The 19316-nt window shown below is 55.6% G+C and carries 19 protein-coding genes and 1 tRNA gene; 12 read left to right on the plus strand and 8 right to left on the minus strand.

Annotated elements, in window-relative coordinates; translation table 11 throughout:
- The first annotated feature begins 172 nt into the window (after positions 1 to 172).
- The gene (locus AC01ZF_RS11335) at positions 173 to 1687 is read left to right on the plus strand and encodes an o-succinylbenzoate--CoA ligase (RefSeq protein WP_476575362.1); all 1515 of its coding nucleotides are present in this window, start codon (positions 173 to 175) and stop codon (positions 1685 to 1687) included.
- Positions 1688 to 1699: 12 nt separating this feature from the next.
- Here AC01ZF_RS11335 and AC01ZF_RS11340 read toward each other — a convergent pair whose 3' ends face one another.
- The 4 genes from AC01ZF_RS11340 to AC01ZF_RS11355 all read right to left on the minus strand — a co-directional run bounded on the left by AC01ZF_RS11340 (position 1700) and on the right by AC01ZF_RS11355 (position 4857).
- Positions 1700 to 2347 (minus strand): DUF1405 domain-containing protein, encoded by a 648-nt coding sequence (locus AC01ZF_RS11340; RefSeq protein WP_424675642.1) that lies wholly within the window; start codon positions 2345 to 2347, stop codon positions 1700 to 1702.
- A 181-nt stretch (positions 2348 to 2528) separates the two neighbouring features.
- Positions 2529 to 3278: a DUF5131 family protein gene (locus AC01ZF_RS11345; RefSeq protein ID WP_428111191.1), complete on the minus strand. Its 750-nt coding sequence runs from the start codon at positions 3276 to 3278 to the stop codon at positions 2529 to 2531.
- Positions 3279 to 3347: 69 nt separating this feature from the next.
- Positions 3348 to 4220, minus strand: a complete 873-nt coding sequence (locus tag AC01ZF_RS11350) for a three-Cys-motif partner protein TcmP (RefSeq protein WP_424675644.1) — start codon at positions 4218 to 4220, stop codon at positions 3348 to 3350.
- A gap of 97 nt (positions 4221 to 4317) precedes the next feature.
- A complete protein-coding gene (locus AC01ZF_RS11355; RefSeq protein WP_424675645.1) occupies positions 4318 to 4857 on the minus strand; it encodes an acyltransferase in 540 nt (179 codons plus the stop codon).
- Between the two features lie 577 nt (positions 4858 to 5434).
- On the opposite strand from AC01ZF_RS11355, the gene AC01ZF_RS11360 reads away from it, so the two are divergent.
- The 4 genes from AC01ZF_RS11360 (at position 5435) to AC01ZF_RS11375 (ending at position 9625) form a co-directional block, all read left to right on the plus strand.
- Complete coding sequence (locus AC01ZF_RS11360; RefSeq protein ID WP_424675078.1) at positions 5435 to 6199, plus strand: IclR family transcriptional regulator; 765 nt, start codon at positions 5435 to 5437, stop codon at positions 6197 to 6199.
- 73 nt (positions 6200 to 6272) lie between these two features.
- Positions 6273 to 7487, plus strand: coding sequence for an anion transporter (locus tag AC01ZF_RS11365; RefSeq protein ID WP_424675077.1), 1215 nt, complete (start codon positions 6273 to 6275; stop codon positions 7485 to 7487).
- Positions 7488 to 7616: 129 nt separating this feature from the next.
- Positions 7617 to 7692: transfer RNA gene (locus tag AC01ZF_RS11370), tRNA-Arg, on the plus strand.
- Between the two features lie 670 nt (positions 7693 to 8362).
- Positions 8363 to 9625 (plus strand): Nramp family divalent metal transporter, encoded by a 1263-nt coding sequence (locus AC01ZF_RS11375; protein ID WP_424675076.1) that lies wholly within the window; start codon positions 8363 to 8365, stop codon positions 9623 to 9625.
- A gap of 1068 nt (positions 9626 to 10693) precedes the next feature.
- Here AC01ZF_RS11375 and AC01ZF_RS11380 read toward each other — a convergent pair.
- Complete coding sequence (locus AC01ZF_RS11380; protein WP_424675075.1) at positions 10694 to 11290, minus strand: peroxiredoxin family protein; 597 nt, start codon at positions 11288 to 11290, stop codon at positions 10694 to 10696.
- A 200-nt stretch (positions 11291 to 11490) separates the two neighbouring features.
- Between AC01ZF_RS11380 and AC01ZF_RS11385 the strand changes: the two genes are divergently transcribed.
- From AC01ZF_RS11385 to AC01ZF_RS11415, 7 genes are all read left to right on the plus strand, one after another.
- Entirely contained in the window at positions 11491 to 12678 is a 1188-nt protein-coding gene (locus AC01ZF_RS11385; RefSeq protein ID WP_428111185.1) for an MBL fold metallo-hydrolase, read from the plus strand.
- 67 nt (positions 12679 to 12745) lie between these two features.
- Positions 12746 to 12994, plus strand: coding sequence for a sulfurtransferase TusA family protein (locus tag AC01ZF_RS11390; protein ID WP_424675073.1), 249 nt, complete (start codon positions 12746 to 12748; stop codon positions 12992 to 12994).
- A gap of 49 nt (positions 12995 to 13043) precedes the next feature.
- Positions 13044 to 13619 carry a DsrE/DsrF/DrsH-like family protein gene (locus AC01ZF_RS11395; RefSeq protein WP_424675072.1) on the plus strand — a complete coding sequence of 192 codons (576 nt, stop codon included), beginning with the start codon at positions 13044 to 13046 and terminating at the stop codon, positions 13617 to 13619.
- A gap of 101 nt (positions 13620 to 13720) precedes the next feature.
- Complete coding sequence (locus AC01ZF_RS11400) at positions 13721 to 14086, plus strand: rhodanese-like domain-containing protein (RefSeq protein WP_424675071.1); 366 nt, start codon at positions 13721 to 13723, stop codon at positions 14084 to 14086.
- 62 nt (positions 14087 to 14148) lie between these two features.
- Positions 14149 to 14643 (plus strand): protein tyrosine phosphatase family protein, encoded by a 495-nt coding sequence (locus AC01ZF_RS11405; RefSeq protein WP_424675070.1) that lies wholly within the window; start codon positions 14149 to 14151, stop codon positions 14641 to 14643.
- 11 nt (positions 14644 to 14654) lie between these two features.
- A complete protein-coding gene (locus AC01ZF_RS11410) occupies positions 14655 to 16421 on the plus strand; it encodes a SulP family inorganic anion transporter (protein ID WP_424675069.1) in 1767 nt (588 codons plus the stop codon).
- A 101-nt stretch (positions 16422 to 16522) separates the two neighbouring features.
- Positions 16523 to 16936, plus strand: a complete 414-nt coding sequence (locus AC01ZF_RS11415; RefSeq protein WP_424675068.1) for a rhodanese-like domain-containing protein — start codon at positions 16523 to 16525, stop codon at positions 16934 to 16936.
- A gap of 49 nt (positions 16937 to 16985) precedes the next feature.
- Here the strand turns inward: AC01ZF_RS11415 and AC01ZF_RS11420 are convergent, their stop codons facing one another.
- The 3 genes from AC01ZF_RS11420 to AC01ZF_RS11430 form a co-directional block, all read right to left on the minus strand.
- On the minus strand, positions 16986 to 17387 hold the full coding sequence (locus AC01ZF_RS11420) for a Zn-ribbon domain-containing OB-fold protein (protein WP_428111181.1): 402 nt from the start codon (positions 17385 to 17387) through the stop codon (positions 16986 to 16988).
- The gene (locus AC01ZF_RS11425) at positions 17384 to 18013 is read right to left on the minus strand and encodes a Yip1 family protein (protein ID WP_424675066.1); all 630 of its coding nucleotides are present in this window, start codon (positions 18011 to 18013) and stop codon (positions 17384 to 17386) included. The genes AC01ZF_RS11420 and AC01ZF_RS11425 overlap by 4 nt, the downstream gene beginning before the upstream one ends.
- A gap of 79 nt (positions 18014 to 18092) precedes the next feature.
- Entirely contained in the window at positions 18093 to 19259 is a 1167-nt protein-coding gene (locus AC01ZF_RS11430; protein ID WP_424675065.1) for a thiolase C-terminal domain-containing protein, read from the minus strand.
- Positions 19260 to 19316 lie beyond the last annotated feature (57 nt).

Here is a 19316-nt window from a genome sequence, read left to right on the forward strand (position 1 = left end):
CAGTAAGAAGTTGAACAACAAGTATTAGTGAGAGACAGGGACGCAAGGGTGTTAACGCAAAGGCGCAAAGAACGCAGTAAGAAGTTGAACAACAAGTATTAGTGAGAGACAGGGACGCAAGGGTGTTAACGCAAAGGCGCAAAGAACGCAGAGCGCATGAAGAAGGGTACCCATGGAGGGGGACCTGTCAGTGCCCCTGTCAGAGAAGTTGGAATGGGCAACGATGTATCTTCCCGACTGGTTGGCCCGGCAGTCGCTACTTCGACCACACCATCCAGCGTTGATCGGCGCTGAAGCGACCTATACATTTGCCGAGCTTGATCGCTGGGTCAGTGTGGTGGCAGATCGGTTGCGCCAAAGGGTACCGGTCGGGTCGCGGGTAGCTTTGCTGGCCCGTAACCGGTTGGCGTATGCGGCGGTGGTGCATGCCGCGCCGCGGGCGGGCGTGACGCTGGTGCTACTCAATACCCGGCTTACCGCCGCTGAGCTAGCCTTTCAAGTGCGCGACAGCGCGCCGTCGTTACTGATTGCCGAAGCTGAACTCTTAGCCGATGCACGCGCAGCAGCGCATGGTGCGCCAATTGTTACCCTTGAGGAGCTGACGACACCGGTAGCAACAACCGTTTCGCCTTCACCGGCTCCGCTAATCGATCTCGCGGCTCCGCATACGATCATCTACACTTCGGGCACGACCGGGCAGCCGAAGGGTGCGATTCTAACCGCCGGCAACCATTGGTGGAATGCAGTCGGCTCGATGCTCAACCTTGGCCTGCACGACGACGACCGTTGGCTGGCGGTGCTACCGCTTTTCCACGTTGGTGGGTTGAGTATATTGCTGCGTGGTGTCATCTATGGCATACCGGTCGTGTTGCATGAGCGGTTCGATCCGGCGTTGGTTAAGCGCGATCTTGCCGAGCAGCATATCACGATTGTCTCACTCGTCGCCGTGATGCTCCAACGATTGCTCGCAGTTGATTCCGCACCGTTTCCCGCTCATGTGCGCTGCGTCTTGCTCGGCGGCGGCCCCGCCCCGCTCGCGTTGCTCGAACAATGCGCAGCGCGTGGGATCCCGGTGACGCAGACCTATGGCATGACCGAAGCGGCCTCGCAAGCGGCGACGCTTGCCCCTGCCGAAGCCTTGCAACGACTCGGGTCGGCGGGTAAGCCGTTGTTCCCGGTTGAATTGCGGATCGTTAGATCGGATGGGAGCGAGGCTGCGTCAGGAGAAGTTGGAGAAATTTGCTTGCGTGGACCAACACTATCACCGGGGTATCTGGGGATGCCATCGCGTCGGCCTGATGAATGGTTCCATACCGGCGATATGGGCTATCTCGATGCTGATGGCTATCTCTATGTGGTTGACCGGCGCAGCGACTTGATTATTACCGGTGGTGAGAACATTTATCCCGCCGAAGTTGAAGCTGCGCTCCTCAGTCACCCAGCCGTGGTCGAAGTGGGAGTGGTTGGGGTGCCCGACCCGGAGTGGGGCCAGCGTCCGGTAGCCGCTGTCGTTGTGCGCTTCCCGGTCACTGCTGAGGGACTGATAGCCCACTGTCGTGAACGTCTCGCCGGTTATAAGGTACCGCGCACCATTGTGTTTGTCGATGAGCTGCCGCGTACCGCGGCAGGCAAACTGCGTCGTCACCAACTCCGGGAGTGGCTGCTGGAGCGTGGTGTTACCGTCTGAGGGATAGCTGTCTTAGTCTTGCATCCCTTTCTCGAACTGAAGTCCTCGCGCCTCAATCTGCTGGGCCACTATCACCGATGGTCGGGTTAGCCAGAAACCGAGCACACTGGTCAGAATAACTGCCGTCCACATTGCGAATGCCGGCGTCACCACCCACGTCAGTGGCGGGTGATACCCAAGGCCGTAATCAACGAAAATCGATAGGCTGAAGAAGGCCGCAACTGCGGCGCGCGCGGTCATACCAAGCCGTCCGATACGGGTTGCAAGGAGTATTCCCTCACACGTCAAGCCAATGTGTGATACGAACAACATCAGCTCAAGCGGTTCGACTGTACCGGCGCCGAGCCAGTGGCGTGACCAGAAGGCAAGTGTCCACAGGCCGTATTTGATGCAGGCGAAAGCGGCGAAGGCGGTGAACCACTGCACGGCGCGGCCATAGCGGATCAGGATAAACGCGATGGTGGCGTAGAGGGCGGCTGCCGGGCAATCGGGAATGAAGATCCATGCCCATGGTGGCGAGGAGACCAGCATTGGCCCATACCAGACAATCCCGCCCCACACGACGCCAAACAGATTGAGGGCCATGCATGTCCAGAAAATGAACAGGTGGCCGGTAATGAATGTATATATCCAGTCGATAAATGGGCGAATGTAGCGCATACGAATCCTTCGTTCTGATGACTGCGTAGCTGTAACGTGACGTTTGCCGGTTAACCTGTGAGTGCCACAGAATAATGACTGTATTATAGCCGAAACGTGCGAGCGTGCATGGGCCGATACTACCGCCCGTCGGTGTCGTTGTAGACCTACTCTGAAGATGAACAACGGTGACAAGACAGGGTTACCGGTCAACAGGTTCAACAGTAAGCATATTTGTTGTGGCGACCCCACCCGGCATCGCGTCCCATGTGCGACCATCGAGCAGACGTCCGGTGCGATCTTTCCGCGGACCACCCCATTGTTTAAAGAAAAAGGGCACATCGGCGGCGAGGCACTGATCGCGAATATCGCGCACCCATGCCGGATCCATCGGTCGCGCTCCCGGCCCCGATTCGCCACCGACGATCACCCAGTCGATGCCATCAAGCGGGAGCTGTGGTAACGGACCTAACAACGGCTCACACGACACAAACTTGATGGCTGCCCCCGTCGCACGCAGGTCGTCGATCCGTGCGATGTAGTCGACACGTTCCACACTGACTCCCATCCACACGTTTGGCGGCCAATCAAGCAGCGCATCGAGCGCACGGAGTCGCTCGGCGCGTTTGGTCAAGACCTGAAACGTATGCCAATGGGCTTGACGCATCACAGCGAACACCGCGCAAATAAAATCCGGTGGGACATCTTGGTGAAAGAGATCGCTCATCGAATTGACGAAAATCATCCGTGGTGTCCGCCAGTGTAATGGTTCGGTGAGGACGGTGGGGTGCAGCGTCAGCCGAAACCCGTTGCGATATTTCGGCACGCCCATTGCCTGCAACCGCCTTGCCATCCGTTCGGCATAACAATGCTTACATCCAGGGCTGATCTTGGTACAACCGGTAAGCGGATTCCACGTTACTTCGGTCCATTCGATACTGGTGCGAGCCATAGGTCAACTCCGGTTGGCACGGTGGAAGAGGACATTCTACAGTACTGAGGTACAGTATAGCACATGTGTTTAGTTCAGGTGTTCTAAGATGTGATTGGCAATCTTTAACGCTATTCGTCCCCCTTTTTGATTGCCGGCAGCAAAACACAGTAGGTAGAGCGGGTTGCCAAGCGAATTGGCGAGAACGCGCGGTTTAGCTACCGCGGGAAAAAGCCCTTGTAAGCGCTCGTTAAAAAATTCGCTTATCTCGCGCCAAGACACTTGTTTGCTCACATGTGCGTCCCCGAACAGGTCAAACTGAACCTTATAAAAGCGTTCAAACCAGTCGGAGGTGCCAAAGAACCGATCTAACTTCTGCTGCCACTCTCGTGGTGGAGGACGGTCACGGGTGAGTAAACGGTTTACAGCCATTCCGAGGGGGAAGAGAAGCCATAGATCAATCGCCTGTGTAGAGGCAATAGCTTCGATCAGGGACCATTCCACTTGCATTCCATACGGATCGAGAAAAACCACAGCTCGGGTTTTACGCCAATCAGTCTGCTCAATCCATTGAGGCAGTATCTTGCCGGCATCACCCGGTAAAATCTTAAGGTTACGGTCAGGGAAATGGGCACATTGTCGTTGTAACTCGGTAACATGATGGGGGTCTTTCTCGATAAAGACGTACCGTTGAAACGGTGGATCAAGTTCTAACGCAATGCGGGCACTTCCTTTCAAAAACTGTTGATTGTCCTCTTCTTGAAGGTCCTTGAACAAGGATTGCTCGTCTTTATCGGTAATTGTTCGGTAGCCGATTCCGGCAAATGCATCCACATAAACTGTTGTAAAGTATTTTGCTTTTTCGTTCTTTGTAAAAATCTGTATGTAAGCCTGTAAATACTTCCGAAGTGCTTCAAGTTTCTTTTGTGTCCAGGGACCACCAAAGTTATGGGGCAGCGTCATCGTGGTGCTCCTTTGCCTCCAAACAGAGTGGGTATCGTCTACATCGCTGTTGTTACCGTTGAATGACAGGGCGGAGGGCATGTGATATCTCGCTCGTTCACCGATCCAACCGTCGGATGGGGACACCACCGACGAAAGCACCCGGCGGCACATCGCGATTGACCAAACTCATCGCCGAGACGGTAGCGCCGGCGCCAATGATCACGCCCGGCAAAATGGTGCAATTCGCACCAATTGTCACATCAGGGCCGATCACAACCGGGCCGCGTTTCCATTCACGGCGGGTAACTTCGTGGCATAAGATGGTAGTATTGTACCCGATCACGCAGTTTTCGCCGAGGGTAATATCTTCGGGGAAGAAGATGTCGAACATTACCATCAAGCCAACACTTGCATGAGGGGCCACCTTGACGCCGAGCATGCGGTAGATCGCATTTTTGAGCGGCATGATCGGCGTGTACCGTGCAAGTTGGATCAGCGCGGCATTGCGGATAATGCGTGGGTAGCCTCCGGCCAATTGGGGAAAATACCAGAGTGCGTTATAGGGGCCGGGCAAGGTCGTGCTGCGCAGCCGTGCCTTACGTTCGGCTGTAGAGCCAAGGCCGTCGGTAGACGTTGGTTTGAGGTCGGCATTCATAATGTGATTAGATAAAGTTCAGGTTGAGCGTGCAGATGTAGCGTGATGTCATGAGCTGAAGCGTATCGCCAACCGACAACGGCGCCTACGTTTGTGCCGACACCACACAACGACGTGGTACTGAAACAGTATGTATCAACCGTCGGGCATTGCGCTTAAGGACGTTTGTCTACACATTGCGAACCTCTCTTACGCACGTTGTGTGACGTTAGCGCCGTATAAGTATCTCGATCACCTCGCTTTGGCAAAATCAACTACGTACCACGAATGTGGCACTAATGCCATTGTATCACCGGTGGAGGCAGGATGGGCACGGCAGCGCCGTGCCCCAACGGGTGGGTTGCGTTGTTGTGGGGTGGGGGCACATGTAGGGTCACGGCATGCCGTGACCCGACCATTGTGGGCGAACCGCCGGGTCGCCCCGACGCGATGGGATGCACCGCGATCATCACACCTCGCCGAACATTCGGCAGAAAAACGAGGTGCTGTCGTTGGCGAGGGCGCAAATATTCTACAGACTATCGCCGTGAAAGTGTTACACTAGACATGGAAAACTTTTTTGAATTTTGGAATGGGTATGATACAGTCAATCGATCGCGCATTTGATGTCTTAGAGGCACTAGCGCAAGCCGATGATGATCTAAGTGTCTCGGAATTGAGTGAGCAGCTCGATCTCCCGTTAGCGACCGTGCATCGCTTGCTTTCCAGTTTAGCAGCGAGAGGGTATGTGACGCAAGAGCCAACCACACGGCGGTACGGTCCAGGGCCACGTCTCCTCGAAATTGCTGCTCGTGCTGCTCAGAGCCGTCGCTTCGACTTGATCCGCATTGCGCGGGCCGAATTAGCTAAACTCACCGCCGAAACCGGTGAAACCAGTAATTTGATTATCCGGCAGGGCGATGCGGCAGTCTATCAAGAACAGATCCCAAGCCCGCATCTGGTGCGTATGTTCACCGAAGTAGGGCAGCGTGCGCCGTTGTACTGTACCGGAGGTGGCAAAGCGATCTTAGCGGCGCTGCCGGCTGCCGAACTCGAACGGTATCTGGCCAGGGACCACTTTGAGCGGTGGACGAACAAAACCATTACCGACCGTGACCGGTTGCGGGCCGAACTCGCGTTGGCGCGTGAGCGCGGTTTTGCCTTAGATGACGAGGAGCGCGAAGAGGGGGTATGTTGTGTCGCTGCACCGATCTTCGACCGTCGTGGGCAGGTAGTCGGAGCGATCAGCTTATCAGGACCCTCAACCCGTCTTGACCGGGCACGGGCCGAAGCGTTGGGGCCACGGGTGCGTGAGGCAGCATTGGTATGTAGTCGGCAGTTAGGCTATCACGCTGATAAGTAAACCTGCGCTCAGCAACTACCGGATGGTGAAGCAAGTATTAGTACTTATTCTGCCAATATTCAAACACTTGTAGATGATGATCGTACCTCTTTTTGCTCTCTTGATCGTCGCTGCGACGATTTTCGGTGTTGCGGTAGGGCGCTGGCCATTGCTGCGCGCTGACCGTACTACGATTACCCTGATCGGTGCTGCACTGCTGCTTGGCATCGGCGCGATGTCGTTGGAAGAAGCGTATGCGGCGATTGATTTCGACACCATCTTGTTGCTGTTTAGCATGATGGTGATCAACGGCAGTCTCTTTCTGAGCGGTTTTTTTGGGGTTATTACCCAGCGTGTAGTGCAATTCGCCCGTGGCCCGCGCTCATTGTTGGCGCTGGTCATCGGCGCGAGTGGGGTGCTTTCGGCACTGTTTCTCAACGACACGATTGTGTTAATGATGACGCCGATTGTGCTTGATGTTACCCGCACGCTGCGACGTAACCCGGTGCCCTACTTGATCGGGTTGGCAGTTGCGGCAAATATCGGCTCGACGGCGACTATCACCGGTAATCCGCAGAACATCATCATTGGTAGTGCCTCGAAGATTTCCTATCTCGACTTCGCCGCTGCGCTCACACCGACCGCACTGATCGGGCTAGTGATCTGCTGGGTGATCGTCGTGCTGATCTACCGTGACGAATTTCGGAGCGTGGCATTGGTGGCGCCTAACGTCTTACGCACGCGGGTCTACCGACCATTGTTACGCAAAGCCGGTGTTGTGATCGTCCTGATGCTGATCGCGTTTCTGGTTGGCGTACCGGTCCCGCTCGCAGCGTTTGTTGCTGCCGGTGCGTTGCTCGCTACCCGCCGCCTGCGCCCCGAACGGGTCTACAAGACCATTGACTGGAGTCTCTTGACCTTCTTTGCCGGTCTCTTCGTCGTCACCCACGCCCTCGAAACTCAAGGCTGGACCGCAGAACTCTTCACGGCCTTGGCCCCGCTCGCCCAAGCCGGGATGGTGCCGTTCGGGTTGGTGTCGGTCATACTTTCGAACTTGATCAGCAACGTACCAGCAGTGTTACTGTTGCAAGGCTTAATCCCGGCCTTTGCCGATCAGCAGCGGGCCTGGCTAACGCTGGCCGCGACCGCCACGTTGGCCGGCAATTTGACCCTACTCGGTTCGGTGGCAAACCTGATTATGGCCGAGCTGGCAGCGCGCTGGGGGGTACGGGTAACCTTTGGTGCCTACTTAAAGGTTGGCTTGCCGGTGACTATACTCACCGTAGCGGTGAGTTTGATGTTGGTGTAAGTGGAGGACGATAGCCGGGGGGTAGGCAATGGCAAAGATACTTACCGTAGCGGTGAGTTTGATGTTGGTGTAAGGGCAGAGCGATGTCTTGCACAGCCTTGCAGAGTATGGTAGACTCGGACCAGCCCTGCCCTCGTAGCTCAGGGGATAGAGCAGCAGTTTCCTAAACTGCGTGTCGCGCGTTCGAGTCGCGCCGGGGGCGCCAGATCCGAAAGGGCGAGGGTCAGATGACTCTCGCCTTTTTGGTATTCAACGGCGGACAAAACCTTCATGGCTTTGGGATGCGCTGTTTTACCCTCACGCCAGCCCCTCTCTCACTAACGCGGCAGAGGTGCGCTACAGAGGCGTAAAGCGAGCAAAGGCGCGCAGGACGCATAACGCAAAGGCGCGCAGGACGCATAACGCAAAGGCGCGCAAGACGCATAACGCAAAGGCGCGCAGGACGCGTAACGCAAAGGCGCGCAGGACGCAGAGTACGCAAAGATGGGTTGGGATGGGGATGATCCTCCGCGTCCTCTACGGTAGAAATGTACCCCCGCCATAAGGTAGGAGTGGGGGAGGCGTGTTATGTTGTCATTGCGAGGGCGCGGAGCGTCCGAAGCAATCTCCCGCTCAGGCGGATGCGATCGCTGAGTGGGGGCATTCGTGGATGCGACAGTGAAACTGCCGCACTTCAGAGGGTGCGTTCCATGCTCGGAAGGGATTGCTTCGCCGCACGCAGCGCGGCTCGCAATGACAAAGTTAGGCCTCTGATTACATGATACTTGACTGATCAACTTTGTTGAGGTACAATCGATATAGAATTTAGGTAATCCTAAAGATAGATTTGTGATCACCTCACTGTGTGCAAAACCGATTGCCGGGAGCTTAGCGATATGGAATCGCTCACCTACGCGAGCCAATCTAGCGATACACTGGCCGTACCGCAGCCTCGTCACCGCTCGTTACTCCGGCTACTACCCTTTCTGGGGCCGGCCTTTGTGGCGTCGATTGCGTATATTGATCCGGGCAATATTGCTACCGCCGTGCAAGCAGGTGCTCGGTTCGGCACGATGCTGTTGTGGGTAGTCGTTGCCAGCAACCTATCGGCCATGCTGATCCAAGCGCTCGCTGCGAAGATCGGCATCGCTACCGGCCATAGTTTAGCCGAACTAGCCCGTGAACACTTCCCTATGCCGGTAGTATGGCTCATGTGGGGAGTGAGCGAACTGGCGGCCATGGCAACCGATCTTGCCGAGTTTATTGGGGCCGCAATCGGCTTTCAGTTGCTGTTTGGCTTACCGCTGCTCTGGGGTGGCTTGCTCACGGCTGTGATCACGTGGTTGATCATCAGCTTGGAACGCCGTGGGTTTCGTCATCTGGAAGTAGTGATTACAGCGTTACTGGCCGTCGTTGCCGGTTGTTATGTGGCTGAACTCGTGTTAGGTCGTCCTGATTGGGCTGACGTTAGTTTTCACGCCGTTGTTCCCCAACTAGCCGGGAGTGATAGTTTGCTCCTTGCGGCAGGCATTCTCGGAGCGACGGTGATGCCACATGCGATCTTTCTCCACTCGGCGCTCACCCAACGGCGGATTATCGGCCGCACCGACGCCGAACGTCGCACCATTTACCGCTATGAGTTAATCGATATTGCCATCGCCCTCAGTATTGCCGGTCTTGTCAATGCGGCGATGTTGATCATGGCCGCGACGGCCTTTCATCGTCATGGCTTCCACGATGTAGCCACCATTGAAGGGGCTTACCAGAGTCTAACGCCGTTACTCGGTTCGGCGGCGAGCCTGATCTTTGGGATTGCCCTGCTGGTGGCCGGGATTTCTTCTTCGGCGGTGGGTACATTAGCCGGTCAAGCGATTATGCAAGGCTTTTTACAATGGGAAGTACCGCTCTGGTTGCGGCGGGTGATTACGATGGCGCCGGCCTTGCTGGTGATTGCGCTCGGTATCGATCCGACCAAAGCGCTGGTGTTGAGCCAGGTAGCGCTAAGCTTTGCGCTACCCTTTGCGTTGATCCCGCTGGTCTGGTTTACCGGCCAACGCCGTTTGATGGGCAGTCTGCGCAATCATTGGGTGACGACGATCCTTGCCGGTGTGATCACGGCGGTTATCATTCTGCTCAATGTGGCGCTCATTGTGCAGTAGGTGCTATCGGCGTTGAGGAAGAGCAGCGCGATCGTGCCGGTTGGGTTGTGCACGTACAAGTTACCTTCCTTGCCCAAGCTGACGGTTTGTGCCGGCAGCCGTTTATCACATGACTGTAACAATTGGTAACAACTGGTGTGAAGGATGCAGCCGGCAATGCGCTGGCCACATCCTATGCAACGAGTTTCACCATCGGTAATCGGCGTGACGTGTATATACCGCTAATCAACCGATAGTCCGCAGGTACGGCGGGGTTGTAACGGCGGCATCTGTGAGCAGTAACTGTACAGAGTCATAGCGATACTGCTGGCTCTGTTCAGAGTAATACCGCTCACAGGAATGCTTTCATCGGGCAGGCTTGAGTTTCGCGGGAGTGATCGTCGATCCGGTTTTATGAGGCGGATACAGCTTGCGTGAACTGCATTACGTGCCTCCACATTTTTCCCTTCTTCGCTCCACTTTATGTGTGTCCGCATTCTAGTTCGGAGCGGACAGGGGAAGTGTTTTTCGTTTTGGTAAATAAATCACATCAGCCGTATTGTTGATTAGCGCATACCTATGGCGCTATACTCGCTGTTTGTGCAATGCATCTGGGAACACGGCGTAGCGATATTGAGATGTGTGCAAAGTGACGCTCGGTCTTGATGGATTGCCCCAGCAATCTGCAATCAAAATCGGTGACAGGTCGCTATTTCGATCCGCAAAGTAAAAGCAGTTCTTGACAAAGTTCTCGATGCCCACATGCTCGAACGATCCGGTGCGAGGTCCGATCTCAGGGAAGGAACTTCAAGCACGTTCAGTTGAGAACGATTCAATGCTGATCAAACTGTTGCTGTGCGTGAACTTAATGTTGATATATTGAGGGCGACTGCTACAGGTACAGAGTTTACGTTGCAAACTATGGATATTGAGTAGTCGATCACATTGCGGTACACGATCAGCAGGTACCAACGGAACCCGTGCTCACCACCAACGGCACCGTGGTCGAACTGTGTGGGCGAATGGACGCCTGTTGCCATATAGCGGTGAGCGGAATACGGGCGTGAATAGTCGTAGTCTTTGGCGAAGCTAAGCAGTTGTGGTTGGGGTTGCCCCGATGCTATCAAGCACAGCAGTCAGCTCCTCGATAGGCGGAGGCGAGAAGATCGGCGAAAACGGTGCAACCCAGCTCCAGCGAATGATACCCTGTGCGTCAATAATGAAGACCCCGGGGAGAGGGGCGCCGAATGCTGAGCCCATACCGTAACCGGTAAAGACCTTCCAATCGGGATCGCTGAGAATGGGGAAAGGCGCGCGTAACACCTCGGCGACATAGCTGGTAGTTTCGAGATCGGTGCTGCTGACCACCAGCAAATGCACATTCCGGCGGGAAAATTCGCTGTACTGCGTGCGGAGCGCGGCAAGGTGAGGAGCGCAATTGGGGCAGAAGACCCGCTCGCTGAAAATCCGGGTCAGGTTCAGTACCACCGGTCGGCCGCGCAGTGCGCTCAGGGTTATCGTCCGTCCGTATTCTACACGGTCTTCAGGCGGGCCGCTGAGAAATTGGGCATAGGGCAGGGTAAAGTCGGGGGCTTCACTGCCCACAGCCGGAACATTGGCCGGACCGCGTGGGCGAACCAACTCGTTGATGAATTTATCGGTTAAAGGCACAATTGGCCGCACCATATGACCTCCTTCGTAATAATGGTCTTTCTGTTCAGTATACCCTGATTTTGCCGTTATTGACAGGTCATTGCGAAATACCTCTTTTCCTTACCAAACCCTTACAAAACCCTCGTATGACTCTAACGCTTGCGGTGTATGCTACAAGCGAACCTGAAATTAGTGCTGTGGTTCACAAAAAATGCAGAAAGGGTTGATAAGCAATGACGTTCACGCAGGATCAATCGACTGTTACTGAAATTTCTCCCCGCGAACTGTATGCCCGCTTGTTGAGCGCACAACCGTTGTTCATTCTCGACGTGCGTAACGAGGACGAGTTCAAGCGTATGCCGATCGAGGGGCATGCGACGCTGCGCACCCTCAATCTGCCCTACTACGATTTTATTGAAGACGAAGAGGCGGCGTTGGCTCGTATGCCAAACGATGTTGAAGAGGTTATCGTTATCTGTGCCAAGGGTGGTTCGTCGCAGTACGTCGCTGAAATCCTGAATAATCACGGCTACCGTGCCGTCTCGGTGACAGACGGGACAATCGGTTGGGGGAACTATTACGATGTGCGCGATGTGGTGAGCGCCACTTGGGGTCGGATTGTGCAGATTGCCCGCCCTGCCCGTGGCGACTTGAGCTTCGCAATTATCAGCGATGGGCAGGCCGCGTTAATCGACCCGCTCCGCCATACCAATGTCTACCGTGAGCTGATCGAAGGCGCTGGTGCGAAGTTGACAACCATTCTCGACACGCACGTCCATGCCGACCACATCAGTGGTGGTCCTGCGTTGTCGAAGGAAACCGGTGCGCCGTACTACATCCATCCCTACGATGCCATCCACCCCATCGATATGCTGCCGGCGGTGATTGCCTATGAGCCGTTGCGTGATGGGCAGGTCTTCCAGATCGGTCAGGTGCGGATCACGACAATCTGGTATCCAGGTCACACCCTCGGTCAGGTCAACTTCCTTGCCGAGACGCTGGACGGCGGTCGCTATCTGTTCACCGGTGACGGTATCTTCTTGCGCTCGTTTGGTCGCCCCGACCTCGGCGGCAAGGGTGAAGCGTGGACGCCCATCCTCTACCGCAGCATGTTCGAGTGGCTGCCACGTCATCTGACCGACGACACAATGATCCTACCGGCCCACTTCAGCACCCTTGAGGAGGATGCCGGCAACGGTATCTTTGCTGCGCCGTACAAGCAGGTACTGGCACAGAATGATAGCCTCAAGCCGCGCACGCTGGAAGAGTTCACGAGCTTCGTGCTCAGCCACCTGCCGGTTTTCCCACCGGAATACGTTGAGATCAAGCGGGTGAACATCGGTCTGGTAGAAGCCTGCGATGGCAAAGCGAGTGAACTAGAATTGGGCAAGAATATCTGTGCATTGTCCGGCGAAAAGTGATAGGATAGAGCTAGCGATGGCGGTAGTCTGAGCTGCTACCGCCGAAGGATACAAGGAGGAGACCTTTATGCCACAGTTTGATCAAACACTCGATGTTAAGGGGGCGAAGTGCCCAATGCCGTTGGTCAAGAGCCGCAAGGCAATTGCCGAATTGCCGGTCGGTAAGGTGTTGCAGGTAATATCGACCGACCGTGGTTCGGTAGCCGATTTTCAGGGTTGGGTGAAGACGGCCAAGAACGTTGAGCTGGTTGCACAGGAAACGGTGCAAGAGAACGGACAGGAGCTGTACATTCACTACCTGCGTCGCACGGCCTAGGATCGAGTTGCTCCGGCAGGTGAAACAACAACGTAAGGAAGGAAAAGCAATGACAACACCGATGACGGAAATTGTTGATACGCAAGCCCTGCTCGCCCGGATCGCCGAACTTGAGCAACGCGTCGCTGCACTTGAGCAATCACCAGCGCAGGGGATTGAAGATCGGCTGGCAATGGTCGTCTTCTCCGGCGATTTGGACAAGGCAATTGCTGCGTTCATCATCGCCACCGGTGCTGCCTCGATGGGTCTCGAAGTGAGTATGTTCTTCACCTTCTGGGGCATCAGTGCAGTTAAGAAACAGAAGGTCTTTAGCGGAAAGAACCTGCTTGAGCAAGGCTTCACGGCAATGCTCCCTGGCAAGCTAGGTGAGCTGGGTCTATCGCAGATGAACTTCTTCGGGGCCGGTGCGCAGATCATCCGCAACCTGATGAAGAAGCACGATGTTGCGTCGCCGGAAGAATTGTTTGCGATGGCTCGTGAATTGGGCGTGCGCATGGTCGTCTGCGACATGTCGCGCGAATTACTCGGTATCAAGGATGAAGAGCTGGTTGAAGGCTTGGAGACCGGCGGTGTCGCAACGTTCCTTGGCGATGCTGCTCGCTCGAAAGTGACGTTGTTCATTTAAAAAGAGCCGACATAGACCCAATAGTAAGGTTGATCGACGACGGCGCGATCAGGGAGCAACAAAGAGCGCGCCGTCCTTTCTTGTAAAAGGATAATGATACTATGTTTCGACAACTGTTTCGCAATCCGCGTGAGACACAAACTAACCAAATTGGCACCATGACGGTGCAAGAGTTAAAAGCGAAATTGGACTCACGTGAACCGATCGTGCTGGTTGATGTGCGCCAGCCGGAAGAGTTTGCCTACGATGGGCATGTGGCCGGCGCACGTTTGCTGCCGCTGCCAATGTTGGCAACGCGCATGAACGAATTGCCGAAAGATCAACCAATTGTGTGCATTTGCCGGTCGGGTAATCGCAGCCAGGTGGCTTGTGAAATGCTCCAACGCCACGGCTTCACCAACGTGACGAATGTGGTTGGTGGGATGATCGCGTGGCAGCGGTCCGGCTATCCGGTTCATCGTCAGTAAGCGAATCGCAGCGCTCTACCCGGTTGGGCAGAGCGTTGCGATGTACGGGAGAATCAAAACCTATGCAGAATCAACTTTGCAATGCCTTGCAGCACCAAACCGAGATCGCACCGCTGCGCAGCTATGCTGTTACCGATCGGGTATTGCTGGCAGCGCAGCCACAGCCAGAAGACTGGCAACGCTTTGTGGCGGCGGGTTACAAAACCGTCTTGAATATTCGCAGTGATCCCGAACGGGCAGCCGTGCAAGCAGCTAACGCTCGTGCTGCCGGTTTACACTACATTCACGCACCATGGCCAGCCTACGAACTGGAGCCGGAGCATCTGGCCGAGTTTGCTCGGATTGTCGAAGCTCCGGAAACCGGCAAGCTGGTGTTTCATTGCCGCAGTGCCACCCGCGTCGGTCTGATTTGGATGCTCTATCGGATCGTGCATCAGGGTTGGACGCGCGAACAGGCCGAGGCCGAACTACGCGCCGCCGGCTACGATGACGATGCAATGGCAACCTTTGAGTTCTGCGCCGACGATTTCTTTGAGCGGAGCAGCATGCAGGGGTAAAGGGAGAGGGTATGATACCCGTTTCTGCGCGCCAACCGGGAGTGCAGGCAGCGTTGCTAGTGATGATTACACGCTACCTGCCATTCCTGAACTGGTTACGTACCTATCGGCTCGAGCATCTGCCGAGCGACATAGTGGCGGGGATCGTTACCGCCATTATGCTCATTCCGCAGAGCATGGCTTACGCACAGTTAGCCGGTCTTCCACCGCAGGTTGGTCTGTACGCATCGGTCGCGCCACTGATTGTCTACGCCCTCCTCGGTACCTCAGGTCAACTTTCGGTAGGTCCGGTCGCAATTACGTCACTCCTCGTATTCAACGGGGTGAGTGCGTTGGCTGTACCGGGTACTGAGCGCTATTTTCAGTTGGTACTTTTGCTAGCCTTTATGGTTGGCGCGATCAAGCTGCTGCTTGGCGTGCTGCGGCTGGGTGTGATTCTCAATTTCATCTCGCACCCCGTATTGGCGGCCTTTACCAGTGCCTCGGCCTTAATCATTGCCGTCGGCCAGTTGAAATATATTCTCGGCTATCGGATCGGTGGTGAACATTTCCACGAAACAATCGCGCAAGCAATCGCCGGTCTGAGCCAGACCAATGTTGCCACGTTGGCGATCGGTTTGGCAAGTATTGGTTTGTTACTCTTCTTTCGGCAGGGGCTGCGTCCGTTATTGCGACGGGCTGGCTTATCACCGTTAGCTGTCACCTTGATCGTGAGTGGTGCGCCACTGTTGGCGGTGATTCTTGGTATTCTCGTGGCGCAAATATTCCGCCTCGATCAAATTGCCGGTGTCGCGGTTGTAGGCACGATCCCTCCCGGTCTATCGCCGATTAGCTCACCGGCCCTAACTATGGCCGACGCGCAAGCCTTACTGCCGACAGCCCTCACAATTGTGTTGGTCAGTGTGGTTGAGTCAATAGCCGTCGCTAAGGCATTGGCCAGTAAGCGTCGCCAGGCAATTGATCCCGATCAGGAGTTGGTTGCGCTTGGGGCTGCCAATATTGCGGCCAGCTTCTTCAGCGGTTATCCGGTGACGGGTGGTTTTGCGCGCTCAGTGGTCAATGCTCAGGCCGGTGCGATCACCGGTTTGGCATCGTTGATCACTGCCGCCATGATTGCACTGATTCTGCTCTTCTTTACTCCGGTCTTTTACTACCTACCGCAGGCAGTGTTAGCCGCGACCGTGATCGTAGCAGTCATCGGGCTGGTTGATCTGCACGAGCCGCAGCGGATCTGGCGCACTAATCACGGGGATGCCTTTACGTGGCTTATTACGTTTGTGGCGGTGCTGGCTCTTGGGATTGAGACCGGTATCTTTGCCGGCGTCGCTTCGGCGTTAGTCCTCTACCTCTGGCGCACGAGTCGTCCGCATATCGCCATCGTTGGTCGGCTGGGGGATAGTGAAGTCTACCGCAATGTCGCGCGTCATCCGGTCAAGACATGGCCACACGTAGTGGCCGTCCGCGTTGATGAGAGCCTCTATTTCGCCAATACACGCTATCTCGAGCAGGCGTTATTGCAGATTGTGGCTGAACGACCTGAGGTGAAGCATTTGGTATTGATCGGTTCGGCCATTAATTTCATCGACTCGAGCGCTTTGCATACGCTCGATAGCTTAATCGATAGTCTGCGCGATGCCGGTGTCGAGTTTCATCTGGCCGATATTAAAGGACCGGTTATGGATCGGCTCAAGCAGTCGGAATTGCTCGATAAGATCGGGCAAGATCACATCCACCTGACAACGCACACGGCGATGCTGGCGTTGGGGTGCCGAGATTGATAGACTCTCTGTTGTCGTTGGGGGATGGCCTCTGGCAGTGGGTAGGGACACAGCTTCGTTGTGTTCCTGCCCAATCGCCCTTGAGAATAAGGATAACAACTATGCAACGCTTTGTATTAGCTCTCTTGCTGATGACAACCATTATCCTCACTGCTTGTGGCACAGCGGCAACAACCACATCGCCGGCCACAAAGTTGCCGGCTGAGATCAACGTTGCCCGCTTGAAAACAATGCTAGACCGGCAAGAAAACTTCTTCCTTCTCGATGTGCGCACGCCGCAGGAATTTGTCCAAGATGGCCGGATCGCCCAATCAACGCTTATCCCGCTCCAAGAGTTGGAACAGCGTTTGAGCGAACTACCGACCGACAAACCGATTGTTTGCATCTGTCGGTCGGGGAATCGGAGTGCGGCAGCGTGTGATCTGTTGCGATCGCATGAATTTGAGGCGATCAACGTTGCCGGTGGAATGCGGGCATGGGCCGCAGCCGGTTACCCGATGGTGGTCGGCCCGTAAAACCGTCGAAGCGCCGCACAGTTGTGCAGCGCTATACGATCACGCAGTGCTAGGATGAGCGTAAGCAGGGGCGGAATTTATAACCGTATACCAGTACCCCGTCCTCGCCGGTATCCATCAGCCGGCGGGTGACCATCTCGACCGGCATCCCGATGGCGAGGTCGGCTTCGTCACAGTCGGTTAATTGTGCCGTCACCAGAGGGCCTTCTTCTAACCGCACCAGAGCCACCGGATAGATACCGAGGCTTTCGTATCCCGAAGGCGCTTGGCGGATCACGCTGAAGCTATAAATCTCCCCGCGCCCGCTTAACTGATATGGCTCCCAATCGTTAGGGTCTTCATCAAGGGTCGGCGGTTGGGCTGGAAAGCGCACTTCGCCGGTATGGCGATGGCGTTGTCCTTCCAGTCGGTAACGGCTTATGCGTTCTCGCCAGTGTCGTGCAATATTCATGGCGCAAAACCCCCACTCAAGATCGTAACGACGGCTAATAATCCTGTCGTCACACAAGTAAATATGATACCGATGACGAACAAAATAATGGCAACGTAGAGAGCTTTCTGGGCGGGCAGATTCATGCCCGACTGAATAGCTAAGTACGTCAAATAGACGCCGTATACCGTAAGACCGAGCGAAATGATGAAACCAATGAAGGGGATTGCATTCGCGATCGCCTGCCCTACTGCTAAAGGTGACGAAAAGAGCGAAATGTCCCACGCCAGCTCGCCAAAGTTGCCAGTACCACCAAAGGCTCGTCCGAGCAGGTAGATCAGGCCCCAAACAACTAACGAGCCGATGATAGTACCAAAAATACCACCAAGCACAAGACTGATAACATTCCCTTGTTGGGCGAGCGTTGCATCGATAACGTCGCTTGCCAGTCCTTGTGCCTCAAGTTGCGCGCGAATGCCTCCCACACGGAGGGGCCATGTTATCGCCGCCAGGATACCGTTGATCATGCTGGCAATAACCGCGTAGATCAACGCCCAGACCAGATTATCTCGCTCATGCTGTTCGAACGTTTGGGCCGACGGTTTGGTTAGGACGGCGATACTGCCATTGACCATTTCCTGAAACATACGTGTACTCCTTCAATATAGACACAGGCGGGAGCAGCCTTATTGTACAGCACGCAACTACCGCCGTAAAGGGGTACACTTACGATTCGCGAATCAGGACATGGCTCACTACCGTCGCCCCGATGCCACCGAGTGTTTGAGCTAACCCAACCCGTGCATCAGCAACTTGGGTCGCTCCGGCCGTACCACAGAGTTGATGGGCAAGCTCGATCACCTGATAGATTCCATTTGCTCCACCTACGTCACCGCGCGCTTTATAGCCGCCGGCCGTGGCAATGGGTGTCTTACCAGTCGGTGTAATCGCTCCTTCGGCGGCGTGGCGTGGGGTTGTACCTGGTTCGTAGCACCCAATCGCTTCGAGCGCAAGAGTCGCTGCAATCCCATGCGGGTCGCTGAGTTCCCACACATCCACCTCACCCACACTGAGATGAGCACGAGCAAGGGCAATGTGCGCACTGGCCCGCGCGGCGGTTAGTTCGAGCGGGTTACGTCGGCGATGAAGGGCAACCGTGTCGGTAGCAACAGCCGACCCGGCAATACGAATGCATGGCCCGGTTAATTCGCGGGCCAACGTCTCGTTCACGATCAGAAGGGCTGCTGCGCCATCGGCAAGGGTACTGCAATCGAGCAGGTTGATCGGTGATGCAACCATCGCCGCTTTGCGATATTTGTTAGGGTCAATGGGAAAACGGTAAAGGGCAAGCGGATTTTGGGCGCCGTTGGCATGGGCATTGATCGGGAACGGCGCGAACGCTTCAGCGCTATAGCCGTATTCGTACATGTAGCGACGCATCAGCATTGCCCACTGTGCCGTCAAGGTGATGCCGTGTAACGCCTCTTCATCGCCGTCGCTTGCCATTGCTTGTGCGGCCTCGATATCGTCTTCGAGCTGATCGGTGACCTTTTCGACACCGATGACTAGTGCTAAGGGCACGCCGTGTTGTACTGCTTGGATTGCCTGGTAGAGGGCTAATCCGCCACTCGCGCCGGCAGCTTCGACGCGGAGTGCGGGGATGGAGGTGGAGAGGCCCAGTACACCGGCGAGATATGCGCCGAGTTGGCTCTGCCCATACAGCTCTTCACTGTAGGCACTGCCGACATAGAGGGCACCGATCTGATGGGGAGCGAATCCCGGTGCGCTGGATAGTGCGGCACGAGCTGCTTCACTGACGAGATCGGCGAGGCTGCGCCGGTAGTGCTCGCCAACCGCAGTCGCTCCCATACCTGCAATATAGACGTTCGTCATAACGACTCCTCGATGGATGGTTGTTTTCTCGCACCACAACGTTATCGGACGGATGGT

The organism is Chloroflexus sp., assembly GCF_056331925.1.

What these genes read in the sequence shown, in the direction of transcription:
- AC01ZF_RS11380 (WP_424675075.1), bottom strand. Translation starts at nt 11,290, where the DNA reads ATGGTGCGGCCAATTGTGCCTTTAACCGATAAATTCATCAACGAGTTG.
- AC01ZF_RS11410 (WP_424675069.1), top strand. Translation starts at nt 14,655, where the DNA reads ATGATACCCGTTTCTGCGCGCCAACCGGGAGTGCAGGCAGCGTTGCTA.
- AC01ZF_RS11375 (WP_424675076.1), top strand. Translation starts at nt 8,363, where the DNA reads ATGGAATCGCTCACCTACGCGAGCCAATCTAGCGATACACTGGCCGTA.
- AC01ZF_RS11415 (WP_424675068.1), top strand. Translation starts at nt 16,523, where the DNA reads ATGCAACGCTTTGTATTAGCTCTCTTGCTGATGACAACCATTATCCTC.
- AC01ZF_RS11425 (WP_424675066.1), bottom strand. Translation starts at nt 18,013, where the DNA reads ATGTTTCAGGAAATGGTCAATGGCAGTATCGCCGTCCTAACCAAACCG.
- AC01ZF_RS11420 (WP_428111181.1), bottom strand. Translation starts at nt 17,387, where the DNA reads ATGAATATTGCACGACACTGGCGAGAACGCATAAGCCGTTACCGACTG.
- AC01ZF_RS11345 (WP_428111191.1), bottom strand. Translation starts at nt 3,278, where the DNA reads ATGGCTCGCACCAGTATCGAATGGACCGAAGTAACGTGGAATCCGCTT.
- AC01ZF_RS11340 (WP_424675642.1), bottom strand. Translation starts at nt 2,347, where the DNA reads ATGCGCTACATTCGCCCATTTATCGACTGGATATATACATTCATTACC.
- AC01ZF_RS11430 (WP_424675065.1), bottom strand. Translation starts at nt 19,259, where the DNA reads ATGACGAACGTCTATATTGCAGGTATGGGAGCGACTGCGGTTGGCGAG.
- AC01ZF_RS11355 (WP_424675645.1), bottom strand. Translation starts at nt 4,857, where the DNA reads ATGAATGCCGACCTCAAACCAACGTCTACCGACGGCCTTGGCTCTACA.
- AC01ZF_RS11400 (WP_424675071.1), top strand. Translation starts at nt 13,721, where the DNA reads ATGTTTCGACAACTGTTTCGCAATCCGCGTGAGACACAAACTAACCAA.
- AC01ZF_RS11350 (WP_424675644.1), bottom strand. Translation starts at nt 4,220, where the DNA reads ATGACGCTGCCCCATAACTTTGGTGGTCCCTGGACACAAAAGAAACTT.
- AC01ZF_RS11390 (WP_424675073.1), top strand. Translation starts at nt 12,746, where the DNA reads ATGCCACAGTTTGATCAAACACTCGATGTTAAGGGGGCGAAGTGCCCA.
- AC01ZF_RS11405 (WP_424675070.1), top strand. Translation starts at nt 14,149, where the DNA reads ATGCAGAATCAACTTTGCAATGCCTTGCAGCACCAAACCGAGATCGCA.
- AC01ZF_RS11385 (WP_428111185.1), top strand. Translation starts at nt 11,491, where the DNA reads ATGACGTTCACGCAGGATCAATCGACTGTTACTGAAATTTCTCCCCGC.
- AC01ZF_RS11335 (WP_476575362.1), top strand. Translation starts at nt 173, where the DNA reads ATGGAGGGGGACCTGTCAGTGCCCCTGTCAGAGAAGTTGGAATGGGCA.
- AC01ZF_RS11395 (WP_424675072.1), top strand. Translation starts at nt 13,044, where the DNA reads ATGACAACACCGATGACGGAAATTGTTGATACGCAAGCCCTGCTCGCC.
- AC01ZF_RS11365 (WP_424675077.1), top strand. Translation starts at nt 6,273, where the DNA reads ATGATGATCGTACCTCTTTTTGCTCTCTTGATCGTCGCTGCGACGATT.
- AC01ZF_RS11360 (WP_424675078.1), top strand. Translation starts at nt 5,435, where the DNA reads ATGATACAGTCAATCGATCGCGCATTTGATGTCTTAGAGGCACTAGCG.